Origin of the sequence: Elizabethkingia bruuniana (genome assembly GCF_002024805.1) — a bacterium.
Classification (GTDB): domain Bacteria; phylum Bacteroidota; class Bacteroidia; order Flavobacteriales; family Weeksellaceae; genus Elizabethkingia; species Elizabethkingia bruuniana.
Window position 1 is genome coordinate 445,716 of the sequence record NZ_CP014337.1, and the last position, 14,417, is coordinate 460,132.

Annotated in this window: 13 protein-coding genes and 1 riboswitch; of the genes, 12 read left to right on the forward strand and 1 reads right to left on the reverse strand. The window is 38.4% G+C overall.

From position 1 onward, the window contains the following. Window positions 1–17 precede the first annotated feature (17 nt). The 11 genes from AYC65_RS02090 to AYC65_RS02140 all read left to right on the forward strand — a co-directional run bounded on the left by AYC65_RS02090 (window position 18) and on the right by AYC65_RS02140 (window position 12,773). On the forward strand, window positions 18–1,016 hold the full coding sequence (locus AYC65_RS02090; RefSeq protein ID WP_034871457.1) for a M28 family metallopeptidase: 999 nt from the start codon (window positions 18–20) through the stop codon (window positions 1,014–1,016). A 227-nt stretch (window positions 1,017–1,243) separates the two neighbouring features. Further along, on the forward strand, window positions 1,244–1,495 hold the full coding sequence (locus AYC65_RS02095) for a hypothetical protein (protein WP_034871456.1): 252 nt from the start codon (window positions 1,244–1,246) through the stop codon (window positions 1,493–1,495). Between the two features lie 930 nt (window positions 1,496–2,425). Further along, a riboswitch (cobalamin riboswitch) is annotated at window positions 2,426–2,621 on the forward strand. A gap of 321 nt (window positions 2,622–2,942) precedes the next feature. Beyond that, window positions 2,943–3,848, forward strand: coding sequence for a methylisocitrate lyase (gene prpB, locus AYC65_RS02100; protein ID WP_034871455.1), 906 nt, complete (start codon window positions 2,943–2,945; stop codon window positions 3,846–3,848). Further along, entirely contained in the window at window positions 3,838–4,989 is a 1,152-nt protein-coding gene (gene prpC, locus AYC65_RS02105) for a bifunctional 2-methylcitrate synthase/citrate synthase (RefSeq protein WP_034871454.1), read from the forward strand. The genes prpB and prpC overlap by 11 nt, the downstream gene beginning before the upstream one ends. 49 nt (window positions 4,990–5,038) lie before the next feature. Next, entirely contained in the window at window positions 5,039–6,490 is a 1,452-nt protein-coding gene (locus AYC65_RS02110) for a bifunctional 2-methylcitrate dehydratase/aconitate hydratase (RefSeq protein ID WP_034871453.1), read from the forward strand. An 81-nt stretch (window positions 6,491–6,571) separates the two neighbouring features. Next, the gene (locus tag AYC65_RS02115; protein WP_034871452.1) at window positions 6,572–8,068 is read left to right on the forward strand and encodes a CoA-acylating methylmalonate-semialdehyde dehydrogenase; all 1,497 of its coding nucleotides are present in this window, start codon (window positions 6,572–6,574) and stop codon (window positions 8,066–8,068) included. Between the two features lie 46 nt (window positions 8,069–8,114). Further along, complete coding sequence (locus AYC65_RS02120) at window positions 8,115–9,275, forward strand: acyl-CoA dehydrogenase family protein (protein ID WP_034871451.1); 1,161 nt, start codon at window positions 8,115–8,117, stop codon at window positions 9,273–9,275. Between the two features lie 38 nt (window positions 9,276–9,313). Then, window positions 9,314–10,420, forward strand: coding sequence for an enoyl-CoA hydratase/isomerase family protein (locus tag AYC65_RS02125; protein WP_034871450.1), 1,107 nt, complete (start codon window positions 9,314–9,316; stop codon window positions 10,418–10,420). 9 nt (window positions 10,421–10,429) lie between these two features. Next, window positions 10,430–11,311 (forward strand): 3-hydroxyisobutyrate dehydrogenase, encoded by an 882-nt coding sequence (gene mmsB / locus AYC65_RS02130; RefSeq protein WP_034871449.1) that lies wholly within the window; start codon window positions 10,430–10,432, stop codon window positions 11,309–11,311. 5 nt (window positions 11,312–11,316) lie between these two features. Continuing rightward, a complete protein-coding gene (locus AYC65_RS02135; RefSeq protein WP_034871448.1) occupies window positions 11,317–12,099 on the forward strand; it encodes an enoyl-CoA hydratase-related protein in 783 nt (260 codons plus the stop codon). 14 nt (window positions 12,100–12,113) lie between these two features. Then, window positions 12,114–12,773: an epoxyqueuosine reductase QueH gene (locus AYC65_RS02140; protein ID WP_034871447.1), complete on the forward strand. Its 660-nt coding sequence runs from the start codon at window positions 12,114–12,116 to the stop codon at window positions 12,771–12,773. Between the two features lie 106 nt (window positions 12,774–12,879). Here AYC65_RS02140 and AYC65_RS02145 read toward each other — a convergent pair whose 3' ends face one another. Further along, complete coding sequence (locus tag AYC65_RS02145) at window positions 12,880–13,305, reverse strand: hypothetical protein (protein ID WP_034871446.1); 426 nt, start codon at window positions 13,303–13,305, stop codon at window positions 12,880–12,882. Window positions 13,306–13,721: 416 nt separating this feature from the next. Between AYC65_RS02145 and AYC65_RS02150 the strand changes: the two genes are divergently transcribed. Further along, the gene (locus AYC65_RS02150; protein WP_034871445.1) at window positions 13,722–14,396 is read left to right on the forward strand and encodes a glycosyltransferase family 32 protein; all 675 of its coding nucleotides are present in this window, start codon (window positions 13,722–13,724) and stop codon (window positions 14,394–14,396) included. Window positions 14,397–14,417: the final 21 nt, after the last annotated feature.

The following is a 14,417-nucleotide window of genomic DNA, read 5'->3' on the forward strand; positions in this document are numbered from 1 at the left end:
GGGAAAAATTATTGTTTATGAAGAAAATTGTATTGACTGTAGGGTCGGCACTTGTTCTTTTTTCATGTGCTGTTCAGAACCCTCAGAAAGTATATGAAAGTTCCCTGAAAAGTATTTCGGCTGAGAACCTGAAACGAGACTTGTATATTATTGCAAGTGATGAAATGCAGGGAAGAGACACTGGATCTCCGGGGCAGAAGAAAGCCGGTGAATACATGATAAACCAATACAAAAAGAACGGGATAGGACATCCGCCTACCATGAGCTCTTATTATCAGAAAGTTCCTTCAGAATACATGAGCAAAAGAAAGAAGATCAACGATTCTGAAAATATTCTTGCTTACATTGAAGGATCAGAAAAACCAAACGAAATTATTGTGGTTTCTGCACACTATGACCATGTAGGAATGAATAATGGCCAGATTTATAACGGGGCTGATGATGACGGATCCGGAACTGTAGGTGTTATGGCAATTGCCGAAGCATTTCACAAGGCTAAAAAAGCAGGACACGGACCAAAGCGTTCTATTTTATTCCTTCATGTAACCGGAGAAGAAAAAGGGCTTTTTGGATCAAGTTATTATTCAGATAATCCAATTTTCCCATTGGCAAATACTGTGGCAGATCTGAATATCGATATGATAGGAAGAGTGGACCCGTTACATAAAGATAATCCGAACTTTGTATATGTAGTAGGTTCAGAAATGTTAAGTTCTCAGTTGAAAGAAGCTGTAGAGAAAGCTAATAAAGCAACGCACAACTTATATCTGGATTATAAATACGATGATCCGAAAGATCCGGACAGAATCTATTATCGTTCAGACCACTATAACTTTGCAAAACACAATATTCCGATTGCCTTCTTCTTCGATGGTATTCACGAAGATTATCACAAGCCTACTGATACGCCGGATAAAATAGATTATCCGTTGTTGATGAAAAGAACTCAGTTAGTATTCGCTATAGCATGGGATCTGGCAAACAGACCAGACAGAATTGTTGTAGACAAAAAATAATGTTAATATAAAAACATCTGTTTTTATGAAGTTGCCGGAGAATTTATTTCTCCGGTTTTTTTATATAGATTTCCAAAGTTGGCAAAAAAGAAAAAATACGGATATATCTGATTTACAGCTCTGATATTATAAAAAAATTAAGAACGTTAATGTGGAAATGTTAGTAAGTAATAAGGTTTCATTTTATGTAAAATTCTTATTTTTAGGTAATTATAAAATATAGCCTTATGGAAATAGTGTTAGTAAATAATAACGTTTCCGGTATCGGAGATAATTTCAGTGATGCAAAGTTTTATTTCGAAAATATCCGAAAGGAACTTTATCAGAAACTATCCGATTACTATGGAAAAGTGAGTCTATGTTTGATGCCAAACTTCAAGTTTAGCGTCAATATTGAGAGATGTGACAATATTGAGGAGGTAAAGAAGATTATTCACGATATGCCGAAGAATCTTCAGGAATGGATTTTTAAAAAATAGAAATAGAATTGAATGACCAATTAAGGCTTCCGTAAGGAAGCTTTTTTAGTTTATATTCTGCTAAATCTGGTGGGAATATTTTGGATCAGAGTCAAAAATGGGAAACTGGACAGAAGGCTCAGCTAATACGAAGATGAAATCCTTTTGACTTTTTGATAAAAGTCTGTGATAAGTTTGACATAAAAATACTTTAGTTACTTGAGATTACAAATCTAAATTCATAAAGATGATCACTTAAGATGAATATTTTGCTTAATGTAAAGCCGTGTCATGCTGAGCCTGTCGAAGCATTTAAAAAATCTAAAGTGCCCTTAGCTGAACTATTGTGGATAAAAGCCTTTAGCTAAAGTGTTATAAATTAATCCGAAGTTTTGATTTTTCATATAAATGATTTTCAATTCTCCGATTAAGATAGCGTTCCTCCGGAACGCCCTGGTTATTCATAATTATAATCTATAGAGATAAAGTTCCTGACGGAGCTTCTCATTCATTATGATGAAACTCTATTTTCAGTATAAAATTTCATGATATGAGAAATCAGAAAGATTGAAAAGATACTCCGGAGGAGTCTAATCTGTGTAAAAAAAACAAATGTATGAGAAAGCAGGTATTCCGGAGGAATACTATCTGTGAACAGGGATATTATTTCTATCCCCGGATTTATATTTTATCCTTTAAAACCCGAATATTGGATTTCTGTGTCGATTTTAGGTGAATATACTGACTAAAAATCAGGCAGAAAATGATATTGTATCAGGGTAAAATAAATTATTTACTGCATAGATATAAAATATCAATAATGCCCTTACAGACGGTGATTCAGCTTTTAGCTTACTTTAAAATATCAATAATTTCCGGCTCCGGTCTGAAATATTTACAAATGATAGACAAAATTTTCTATATTTAGAACAGGAACAAATTCTTTTGTTTCTAATATCAACCGAAATTGGTTACACTTAGACGTGTATTAAAAGGGAATCGTGTGAAAATCACGAACTGTCGCGCAACTGTAAGTAACAATACATAAGGTTATTATCAACAATAAGTTCACTGTTCATTCAACAGAATGGGAAGAACGATGATAACTGTTACAAGTCAGGAGACCTGCCTCTTTTCGAATTGACGATGCTTTCGCGGTCTGAAGCTTATAGTCAGGTATGATACGTATTTTGTTTTTTGATAATAATAAAAAAGAAGCCTATTCTGGTATTACCCAACGTTATTATCATTTCACAGGAATGATATACACAGAGTCATCTTATCTTCTGTAGTATATCCCGTATTCTGATCCTCTTAGTATTCCTCCGTAAAAGTTTTAGAAAGCTTACAAAGAATGTGATTCTGGTTTTTAACCGGACTTTACTGACTTTGAAATTCTGATGCCCCAAAAGATAAAAAGCAAAAGGCTTGACAGATAGAAAAACATGAAATTAACAATAGTATTGAAATGAGTAAAAATGCGAGTTTAGGATCTCCCGGTTTACGGTTCCGGGAAGCTATGCAAAAAGAAAACCCTCTTCAGATCGTAGGAGCCATTAATGCTAACCATGCATTATTGGCCCAACAGGCGGGATTTAATGCAATATATCTTTCAGGAGGTGGTGTTGCAGCAGGCTCACTAGGGGTTCCGGATCTGGGTATTACGACATTGGATGACGTACTTACAGACATTCAGCGTATTACAAATGTATGCGATCTGCCTTTATTAGTAGATGTTGATACCGGTTTCGGCCCTTCCGCCTTTAATATTGCCCGTACAGTGAGTTCACTGATTAAAGCCGGGGCAGCTGCTTTACACATTGAAGACCAGGTTGGTGCGAAACGTTGTGGCCACCGTCCAGGAAAAGAACTGGTAAGTAAAGAGGAAATGTCGGACAGGCTGAAAGCAGCAACAGATGCCCGCACAGACGACAATTTTGTGATCGGTGCCCGTACAGATGCTTTCGCTAATGAAGGACTGGAAAAAACATTGGAACGCGCGGTAGCTTATAAAGAGGCGGGAGCCGACTTTATTTTTGCAGAAGCTGTTCCGGATCTTAGTGTTTATCAAAAATTCGTAGATGCTACAGGTATTCCTGTTTTGGCAAATATTACCGAATTCGGGATGATTAAAATGTATACTGTGGACGAGCTGAAAGCAGCTGGAGTGGGACTGGTATTATATCCATTGTCTGCCTTCCGTGCTGCGAACAAAGCGGCCCTCAATGTATATGAACATATCCGCAAAGATGGTACTCAAGCCAATGTACTGGATACAATGCAGACGAGAGAAGAACTGTACGCAAGTATTGGCTACTACGATTATGAACAAAAATTAGATAACCTGTTTAAAACAAACCAAGATGTCAAGTAACGAAGGAACCTTTAAACCTAAAAAAAGTGTGGCTCTTTCGGGAGTAACGGCAGGAAATACAGCGCTTTGCAGCGTTGGTAAAAGTGGAAATGATTTACACTACAGAGGCTATAATATTCTTGATCTGGCCGTGAAAGCCCAGTTTGAGGAAGTTGCCTACCTGCTTATATATGGCCAGCTGCCTACAGAGGCACAATTGAAAAATTATAAATCCAAACTAAAGTCACTGAGGGGACTGCCTAACTCTGTGAGAAATATTCTGAAAAGTATTCCGGCAGCTGCACACCCAATGGATGTTATGAGATCTATGGTGTCAGCTATTGGAAGTATACAGCCGGAGAAAGACGACCATAATGTAGCAGGAGCAAGAGATATAGCAGATAAATTATTAGCGTCCTTTAGTTCAGGATTGCTGTATTGGTATCATTACAGTCACAACGGGAAAGAAATAGAAGTGAATACTGATGATGATACAATTGGTGGTCATTTTCTGCATTTATTACATGGTAAGGAACCTTCTGAATCCTGGGTGAAAGCTATGCAGATTTCACTTAACCTGTATGCCGAACACGAATTCAATGCTTCTACTTTCACAAGCCGGGTTATTGCCGGAACAGGATCGGATTTTTATTCAGCAATTACAGGTGCAATTGGCGCATTAAGAGGCCCAAAACACGGCGGTGCCAATGAAGTTGCTTTTGAAATACAAAGCCGCTATAATTCTCCGGACGAAGCCGAAGCGGATATCCGCCAACGAATCGCCAATAAAGAAGTGATTATAGGTTTTGGACATCCGGTTTATACAATATCAGATCCAAGAAATGTAGTTATTAAAGAAGTTGCCAGAGAGCTATCTGAAGAATCAGGTGATATGCTGCTATTTAATATTGCAGAAAGACTAGAAACAGTAATGTGGGAAGAAAAGAAAATGTTCCCTAATCTGGATTGGTTCTCAGCAGTGTCTTATCATCAGATGGGCGTGCCAACACTTATGTTTACACCATTATTTGTTATTTCCAGAGTAACTGGCTGGAGTGCACATATCATCGAACAAAGACAGGATGGAAAAATCATCAGACCAAGTGCCAATTACATTGGGCCGGAGAATAAAGAATTTGTCCCTATTACAGACAGAAAATAGATTCCAAAATAACACCTAAATAATAAATAACATTCAACTTTAAATTACAATGAGCAATCATATATCTAACGAAAGACCGCAACCAGATCATGTTTTAACAGCTATTGCGGATTATGTACTGAATTACGAAATAAAGAATGATCTAGCCTGGAAAACTGCACACTATTGTCTATTGGATACAATAGGATGTGGTCTGGAGGCATTAACATATCCGGCATGTACCAAATTGCTGGGACCAATTGTAAAAGGAACCATTGTACCCAATGGTGCTAAAGTACCGGGAACACAATTTCAGCTGGATCCGGTTCAGGCAGCTTTTAATATAGGCGCTATTATTCGCTGGCTGGATTTCAACGATACCTGGCTGGCCGCTGAATGGGGACATCCTTCAGATAATCTGGGCGGAATTTTGGCAACAGCTGACTGGCTGTCCAGAACGAGTATAGCAGAAGGTAAAAAGCCTTTGAAAATGAAACAGGTATTGGAAGCTATGATTATGGCACATGAGATTCAGGGTGTAATAGCTCTGGAGAATTCATTTAATAAAGTCGGACTGGATCATGTGTTGTTAGTAAAATTGGCGTCTACGGCTGTTGTCGGAAAGCTGATTGGCCTTACCAGAGACGAACTGATTAATGCTGTTTCACTTGCATTTGTAGATGGACAATCCCTAAGAACATATCGCCATGCGCCTAATACTGGTAGTCGCAAATCCTGGGCGGCCGGAGATGCTACTTCCAGAGCAGTGCGGCTGGCACTAATTGCCAAAACAGGAGAAATGGGTTATCCTTCTGTTCTGACTGCAAAAACATGGGGCTTTTATGATGTTTCCTTCAAAGGAAATGAGTTTAAGTTCCAGAGAGATTATGGCTCTTATGTTATGGAAAATGTTTTATTCAAAATTTCTTTCCCTGCTGAATTCCATTCTCAGACAGCTGTAGAAGCTGCTATGACATTACATAAAAAGCTGAATGAATTAGGAAAAACAACTGCAGATATCCGCAAGATTACAATCCGTACCCATGAAGCAGCTATCCGTATTATCGATAAAAAAGGACCTCTGAATAATCCGGCAGACCGTGATCATTGTCTTCAGTATATGATTGCTGTACCTCTTATTTTCGGAAGGCTTACTGCTGCAGATTATGAAGACAACATAGCTTCTGATGAAAGAATAGATGTATTACGCGACAAAATGGAATGTGTAGAAGATGTTCAGTTTACTACAGATTATCACGACCCTGAAAAACGTTCCATTGCCAATGCGCTTACTGTAGAGCTAAATGACGGAACAGTACTGGAAGAAATAGTTGTTGAATATCCTATCGGACATAAACGCAGAAGAGAAGAAGGTATTCCGGAGCTGATTAAAAAATATAAAGTTAATCTGGCCCGTATTTTCCCTGAAAAGCAACAGCGGATTTTACTGGAGAATTCTCTGGATTATAATACACTGGTAAACCTTGACGTAAATGAATTCGTTGATTTGCTAGTGATTTAAACAATACTGAACGGAAGGTTAAGGAGCCATTGCGGCAGCCTTAGCTTTCCTTTTATATCATCTACACCAATCCTTTTTATAATGTCAGAAAAAATCAAAATATTAATAAACGGTGCTTTTACAGAAAGTAAAGCTACCGAATACTTACCTGTAGAAAACCCGGCAACACAGGAAACTATTGCTGATGTTCCGCTAACCTTGTTGTCTGAGATAGACGAAGCTATTGAAGCAGCATCTGCAGCTTTTAAAATATGGAAGGAGGTTGCCACTCCCGAACGTGCAAGGCTTTTTTTAAAATACCAGCAACTACTGAAAGAACACCAGAAGGAACTTGCAGAAATACTTTCCAAAGAAAACGGGAAGACCCTTGCCGACGCTATGGGAGATGTATGGCGCGGTATAGAGGTGGTGGAGCATGCTTGCAATATTCCTACACTGATGATGGGAGAGACTGTGGAAAATGTAGCCAGAGCAGTAGATACCTATAGTTATGTACAGCCATTGGGTGTATGTGCGGGTATTACACCATTCAATTTTCCGGCAATGATCCCTTTATGGATGTTTCCTATGGCTATTGCCTGTGGTAATACTTTTATCCTGAAGCCATCGGAACAGACACCAATGACTTCTGTGAGAATGGCGGAGTTATTCTATAAAGCAGGTTTTCCAAAAGGTGTACTGAATGTTGTTCATGGCGCTAAAGATCAGGTGAATCATCTGCTGAATCATCCGGATATAAGAGCTATTTCTTTTGTCGGATCAGTTCCCGTTGCAGAGCATGTTTACAGAACGGGAACACATAACCTGAAGCGGGTACAAGCTTTTGGCGGAGCTAAAAACCATATGGTTGTAATGCCTGATGCCAACAAAGAGCAGGTCATTAATAATCTGGTTGGGGCTTCGTGTGGAGCAGCAGGACAACGTTGTATGGCAATTAGTGTTGCTGTTCTGGTAGGAGAAACGCAGAACTGGATAGATGATATCAAAAAAGCACTAAGCAATATTAAACCTGGTGTATGGTCCGATGAATCTGCGGCTTATGGCCCGTTGATCAATAAACAATCTAAAGAAAAGGTTCTGAGACTTATCCGGAGTGCATATGATCAGGGAGCAGAAGTATTGCTGGATGGCAGCACCTGTACTGTAGAAGGCTATGAAAACGGATATTTTGTAGGGCCAACATTATTCAGTAATGTTTCAACGGATATGGATATTTACAAAGAAGAAATTTTCGGACCCGCATTATTGTTGCTGAAAGCTGATACACTGGATGAGGCGATAAAGATTATCAATGCTAATCCTTATGGTAACGGAACTTCTATTTTCACCAATTCAGGGGCAGCAGCACGAAAGTTTCAGCATGAAATAGAAGTAGGTCAAATCGGGATTAACCTTCCGATACCGGTTCCTTTGCCATTCTTTTCTTTTACAGGCTGGCGCAAATCGTTTTTCGGAGATCTGCATTCCTATGGAAAGCAAGGAGTGCGTTTTTACACAGAGACCAAGACTATTACTGCACGCTGGTTCGAAGAGGATGTACCGGGAGGTAACGTAAATATGACTATAGCTTTAAAATAATGAACTGAATATAATATTCAGTATTTAATTTTCAACCGAATAAGATATGCAGTTTAACTTAAACGAAAACCAGTATGCCTTTCAGGAGGCGGCAAGGAGTTTTGCCCAAAAAGAGTTAGCGCCGTATGCTTCGGAATGGGATGCTAAAAAAATATTTCCCAGAGAGGCTATTTTAAAAGCCGGAGAGTTGGGGTTTTGTGGCATTTATACAAGCGAGGAAAGTGGTGGTTTAGGTCTTTCGAGGCTGGATGCTGTTATTATATTTGAAGAACTGGCAGCAGCATGCCCGTCTACCACTGCCTATATTACCATTCATAATATGGTTTCGTGGATGATTGATAAATACGGAAAAGATGAGATCCGGAAAGAATTGTGTCCAAAATTATCAACAGGAGATCTCCTGGGATCATATTGTCTTACAGAGCCCGGATCCGGATCGGATGCTGCAAGCTTGAAAACAACGGCTGTAAAGAAAGGTGATAAATATCTGATAACTGGTACAAAAGCATTTATTTCCGGTGCCGGAGAAAGTGATGTACTTATTGTAATGGCGCGTACAGGAGATGCTTCTTCAAAAGGAATCAGTGCTTTTGTTGTTTCTGCCAAAAGCCCGGGAATAAGCTTTGGCGAAAATGAAAAAAAACTGGGATGGAATACTCAGCCAACAAGGTTTGTATTTCTGGATCAGGTAGAAGTAGATGAAAGTTATCTTTTGGGAACATTGGGTGAAGGCTTTAAAATTGCTCTGAAAGGACTGGACGGCGGGCGCATCAATATTGGAACATGTTCTGTAGGGGCTGCTCAGGGAGCCATTAATCAGGCACAACGCTATATGCACGAGAGGCAACAGTTCGGGAAATCTTTAGCACAGTTTCAATCATTACAATTTAAGATTGCCGACATGGTAACAGAATTGGTAGCAGCCCGGCAGATGATTCACCTGGCAGCGTTTAAGCTGGATTCTAATGACCCAAATGCTACAACATACTGTGCAATGGCCAAAAGACTGGCTACCGATATGTGTTTTAATATTTGTAACGAAGCTTTACAGATATTAGGCGGATATGGCTGTACGCAGGATTTTCCTGTGGAAAGATTAATGCGCGATGCAAGAGTGCATCAGGTTGTAGAGGGAACAAATGAAATTATGAAACTGGTAATCTCCCGAAAAATACTGGAGGAGGGAGCTACGCTCCAGATCAGATAAAGCTTAACTTTATATTCACTTCATTTTCACTTAAAAATATGGATTTAATACTTACAGAAATAAAAAATAAAGTCGGGTTTATTACACTTAATTCAGAAAAGACCCTTAACTCTCTTTCACTTCCGATGATAGAACAGCTCGGTGCTGTCCTAAAAGAATGGGCGGAGTCCGATGAGATTGCCTGTATCTTTTTACAGGGAGCAGGTGAGAAAGCTTTCTGTGCCGGAGGCGATGTGAGAAAACTTCATGATGCGATTGTTGAACAAAGGGCGATTGATCCAAAGAAAGTTCCACAGGAATGTCTTGATTTTTTCTCTAAAGAATATAAAGTAGATTATGCTATTCATACGTACCCTAAACCTGTAATTGTTTGGGGAAGCGGTATTGTAATGGGAGGTGGAATAGGCCTGATGGTTGGTGCTTCTCACCGTATTGTTACGGAGAAAAGCAAACTGGCTATGCCTGAAATTACAATAGGTTTGTATCCGGACGTCGGCGGAACCTGGTTTTTAAACAGAATGCCTTCTGCTTATGGATTGTATTCCGGTTTAACGGGAGCCAGACTGGATGGGGCAGATTGTAGATTTCTGGGGTTGGCAGATTATTATATTGAGTCTGCCTCAAAAGAAGATCTTGTAAAAGCTCTGGAGCAGGCGGATTGGAGTGGTGGACGCTATAAAGCAGTTTCTGAGGTGCTGGAAAAGTTTTCAGCACGTACCAGAATGCCAGAATCTAAAGCCGCTGCCCGTGAGTTGTTCATCCGGAAGTTTGAAGGAGTAAACACCTTAAAAGAGTTTGCTGATATTCTAACAACACAGCAGGGAGAAGATGAATGGGTAAATACAGGGGTCAAAACCTTTAAGTCAGGATCCCCGAGTTCGGCTGGTATTATTTTCAGACAACTGAAGCAGGGAGCTAAGCTAAGTTTGGAGGATGTATTTCGCTCAGAGCTCAACCTATCATGTCAATGCTGTATACATCCTGATTTTGCGGAAGGTGTGCGTGCTTTACTGGTAGATAAAGATCAGTCTCCAAAATGGATCCCGGCAACACAGGATGAGGTTACCGAAGAATGGGTAGATAGTTATTTTTCTCCTGTCTGGAACGAAGAAAAACATCCTTTAAAGAATCTAAGTATAAATTAATTAATCATCATGAAAAAAATTGCATTTATAGGATTAGGAAATATGGGTGGCCCTATGGCTGCAAACCTGATAAAAAAAGGCTATGAGGTTAAAGGTTTTGATCTTTCGGCAGATGCCTTGAATCATTTGAAGGATGTGGGAGGCCACGTAGCTGATTCTTCTTTAGAAGCCATTGCAGGCGCAGATGTCGTTATTACAATGCTGCCTTCCGGAAAACATGTTTCTGATTTGTATTCTGATGAATTTATAACTCATCTGAAATCAGATGCACTTTTGATAGACAGCAGTACAATTGATGCTGTTACTGCCAGAGCTGTTGCAGATAAGGTGCAGCTAAAAGGCTGTAGTATGATAGATGCACCTGTTTCCGGAGGAACAAGCGGGGCACAAGCCGGAACATTAACTTTTATTGTTGGAGGAACACAGTATGATTTTGAAAAAGCTAAGCCTATATTAGAATGTATGGGGAAGAATATTTTCCATGCCGGAGAATCCGGAGCGGGACAGGTTGCTAAAATGTGTAATAATATGCTTCTGGCAGTTCATATGATTGGTACTTCGGAAGCTATTAACCTGGGAGTAAGACAAGGACTGGACCCTAGAGTGTTGAGTGAGATTATGAAGAAGAGTTCAGGTGGGAACTGGTCTTTGGAAGTCTACAATCCTTATCCGGGAGTAATGGAAAATGCACCTGCATCAAAAGATTATGTAGGTGGTTTTGCTGTAGATCTTATGGCAAAAGATCTTGGCCTGGCATCGGCAGCAGGGTTGGAAACGAAAACAGCTACGCCGCTGGGAAGCACAGCACTAAACTTGTACCGAATGTGGAGCGATGCAGGTAACGGAAAGATAGATTTCTCCAGTATTATTCAGTTTCTCAACAAACAATAACAACTATGGATTTCGAAACATTAATTTATACACAGGACGGCTATACCGGAATATTAACAATAAATCGTCCACAGGCTTTGAATGCTCTAAATGTAGATGTTCTAAGAGAGCTGAATATATTTACAGATTATATTAAAACAAAGAAGGATGTCCGTGCTCTTATTATCACCGGAGCAGGTGATAAAGCTTTTGTAGCCGGAGCGGATATAAAAGCAATGCAGGGAATGACTCCGGAAGAAGCAGAGAGATTTTCAGTTACTGCCCAGGCGGTATTCGATGCTATTGAAGCATTGCCATTTGCTGTTATAGCTGCAGTAAACGGCTTTGCTTTAGGAGGAGGTTGTGAACTTGCATTGGCCTGTGATGTTATTCTGGCAAGTGAAAAAGCTCGATTTGGTCTGCCGGAAGTTACATTGGGGCTTTTACCCTGCTTTGGCGGGACACAGCGCTTGCCCAGAGCAATAGGATTGTATAAAGCAAAAGAAATGGTTTTTTCGGGTGAGTTTTATACGGCTGAAAGCTGCAGAGAATTTGGTTTTGTCAATCGTGTAATTGCTCCGGAGGATCTACTGGATGAAGCCTGTAAGCTGGCTGCAACTATTGCTGCCAGAGGCCCTGTTGCAGTAGCAAAAGCCAAACAATCACTCAACACTGGAATTGAAATACATCTTGATGAAGGATTAAAACAAGAAGCTTATCTGTTTGGAGAACTCTTCAATACGGAGGATCATAATGAAGGTATAGGAGCTTTTATAGAAAAACGTAGTCCTGATTTTAAAGGAAAATAAAGATTATATAATATATGAGTTTGATAAGAGAGAAGTTGCTACTGCCGGAAGGAGGTAAGAAATTGTTATTGCATTCTTGTTGTGCACCATGTTCAGGAGAGGTGATGGAAGCAATAATATCTTCAGGTATAGAGTTTACAATATTCTTTTACAATCCAAATATCCATCCCAAAAAGGAATATGACTTGCGGAAAGAAGAAAATATACGTTTTGCAGAAAAGTATAATATTCCTTTTATAGATGCTGATTATGATGTGGATAATTGGTTTTCCCGGGCCAAAGGAATGGAATGGGAACCTGAAAAAGGAGTACGCTGTACAATGTGTTTTGATATGCGTTTTGAACGTACGGCATTATACGCTTATGAAAATGGATTTGACATAATATCCAGTTCTTTAGGAATCTCCAGATGGAAGAATATGGAACAGATTAATGATTGTGGTCTACGGGCGGCAGGGCATTATGAAGGTATTACTTACTGGACCTATAACTGGAGAAAAAAAGGTGGTTCGGCAAGAATGTTGGAAATTAGTAAGCAGGAACAATTTTATATGCAGGAATATTGTGGCTGCGCTTATTCTTTACGGGATACCAACAAATGGAGAATGGAAAATGGACGGGAGAAGATAAAACTAGGTGAAAAATATTATGGTATCCATGAAGGGGATGCCTAAAAGGAGAAAAATACTACTCTGAAAAATACAAATAATTACAATAAAAAAGCCGTATCAAAAATTTTGATACGGCTTTTTATATTCTTTAATAGTGACTAAGCTTCTTCTAAGAATTTTGAGCTACGAATTTTTTGTAATTCTCTTCGTTTTTAAAATAGGCTACTTCACCATTATCACCAACCATCACGATATAAGCATTTGCCTTATCTATTTTTTCTCCACTGAATGGATCTGTAGCTTCTCTTACACTTTTGTCTTTCGGAATACGTTCCACACACATTTCGCAACAGCCATAATAGGTTTTTCTGTCATGGGGTACTTCTATTTGCTTCTTTCCCATATAAGCATCATTCACCATACATACGGTTTCATTTGGTACTTTATCTCCCTTAGCATATTTACCATCGGACGAAGTTGCCGTCATCTGGTCTGACATTGTCTGAGTGTTATTCTTAGGTTTATCAGTGTTGCATGCATATAGTATAACAGAACTGAAAATAATAAGAGATGTATTTCTGAGCATTGCTTTCATTGCTAATCTAATTTAATAAGAATTATCTTCAAAATTAAGTTTAATGCTTCAGTATATTTTATCAAATTCTGGTAAAAGTTTATATGAAAGTAAAAATAAATATGTACTAATGTTTCTTTATTTTTTTTACTGCTTTTATTATTGGAAATTATTCATAACTAGTTGTAATAAAACTATTTATTTATCAATATATTGATTTATTATTATTTTACATATAAAAGTAATTTTATATCACTTGGAATATTCAATAGATTAATTTTATTTATTTTGACTGTTTTCCGTTAATTATATCTGTTTAGTTGTTTGTTAATAGATGTTAAACTTATTTTTTTCTTTTAACCCCTTTTCCAAAAGTTTATCTAAGCTTAAAGAAAACTTAAAGAAAACTAATAGTAAATTAATAAACCCTAAATAGCATGTCTATACAAAAAAATATCTTTCAGACATTTAAAACTAAGAAGCTTCCTCTGCTTACGCGATTTCATATTTGGAAGATTAAAAGACTAAACCCTGATTACTCATATCATTTGTATGATGATGATGATATTGATAAATTTTTGCAGGAAGAATTTCCACCACGGTATTTTGAAGCTTATAAACGTTTAACAATCGGTGCTGCGAAAGCAGATTTTTTTCGCTATGCTATTCTCTATAAAAAAGGAGGCGTATATCTTGATGTAGATAGTAGTGTATCGAGGCCTTTTAAAGCGCTTATAAGACCTGATGATGTTGCTGTACTAAGCAGAGAGCGTCATCCTCAGTTTTTTGTACAGTGGGCACTGGTCTATGAAAAAGGACATCCTTTTCTGGCAAAAGTATTAGAACATATTGTTGATAATATTGAGAACCACAGATATCCAAATGACATTCATAAAACAACAGGACCTACGGCTTATACAAAAGGTATAGAAGCAAGTCTAAAAGAAAATCCGGAGACCCCGTACAGAGTTTTTGACGGAATAGAATTTAGAGGATATTTAAAATTTAAATACAAACTAGGAAAGTTTTTTCTGTATTCAAGCAGAGCTGAACATTGGAAACAAAAGCAGCTTACAATGGATATTATAGATCCGCGAATGGTGAATATTTAAATATAATATTCAATTAACTTA

Coding starts and splice junctions, on each gene's coding strand:
- AYC65_RS02090 (WP_034871457.1), top strand. CDS start 18: ATGAAGAAAATTGTATTGACTGTAGGGTCGGCACTTGTTCTTTTTTCA.
- AYC65_RS02095 (WP_034871456.1), top strand. CDS start 1,244: ATGGAAATAGTGTTAGTAAATAATAACGTTTCCGGTATCGGAGATAAT.
- prpB (WP_034871455.1), top strand. CDS start 2,943: ATGAGTAAAAATGCGAGTTTAGGATCTCCCGGTTTACGGTTCCGGGAA.
- prpC (WP_034871454.1), top strand. CDS start 3,838: ATGTCAAGTAACGAAGGAACCTTTAAACCTAAAAAAAGTGTGGCTCTT.
- AYC65_RS02110 (WP_034871453.1), top strand. CDS start 5,039: ATGAGCAATCATATATCTAACGAAAGACCGCAACCAGATCATGTTTTA.
- AYC65_RS02115 (WP_034871452.1), top strand. CDS start 6,572: ATGTCAGAAAAAATCAAAATATTAATAAACGGTGCTTTTACAGAAAGT.
- AYC65_RS02120 (WP_034871451.1), top strand. CDS start 8,115: ATGCAGTTTAACTTAAACGAAAACCAGTATGCCTTTCAGGAGGCGGCA.
- AYC65_RS02125 (WP_034871450.1), top strand. CDS start 9,314: ATGGATTTAATACTTACAGAAATAAAAAATAAAGTCGGGTTTATTACA.
- mmsB (WP_034871449.1), top strand. CDS start 10,430: ATGAAAAAAATTGCATTTATAGGATTAGGAAATATGGGTGGCCCTATG.
- AYC65_RS02135 (WP_034871448.1), top strand. CDS start 11,317: ATGGATTTCGAAACATTAATTTATACACAGGACGGCTATACCGGAATA.
- AYC65_RS02140 (WP_034871447.1), top strand. CDS start 12,114: ATGAGTTTGATAAGAGAGAAGTTGCTACTGCCGGAAGGAGGTAAGAAA.
- AYC65_RS02145 (WP_034871446.1), bottom strand. CDS start 13,305: ATGAAAGCAATGCTCAGAAATACATCTCTTATTATTTTCAGTTCTGTT.
- AYC65_RS02150 (WP_034871445.1), top strand. CDS start 13,722: ATGTCTATACAAAAAAATATCTTTCAGACATTTAAAACTAAGAAGCTT.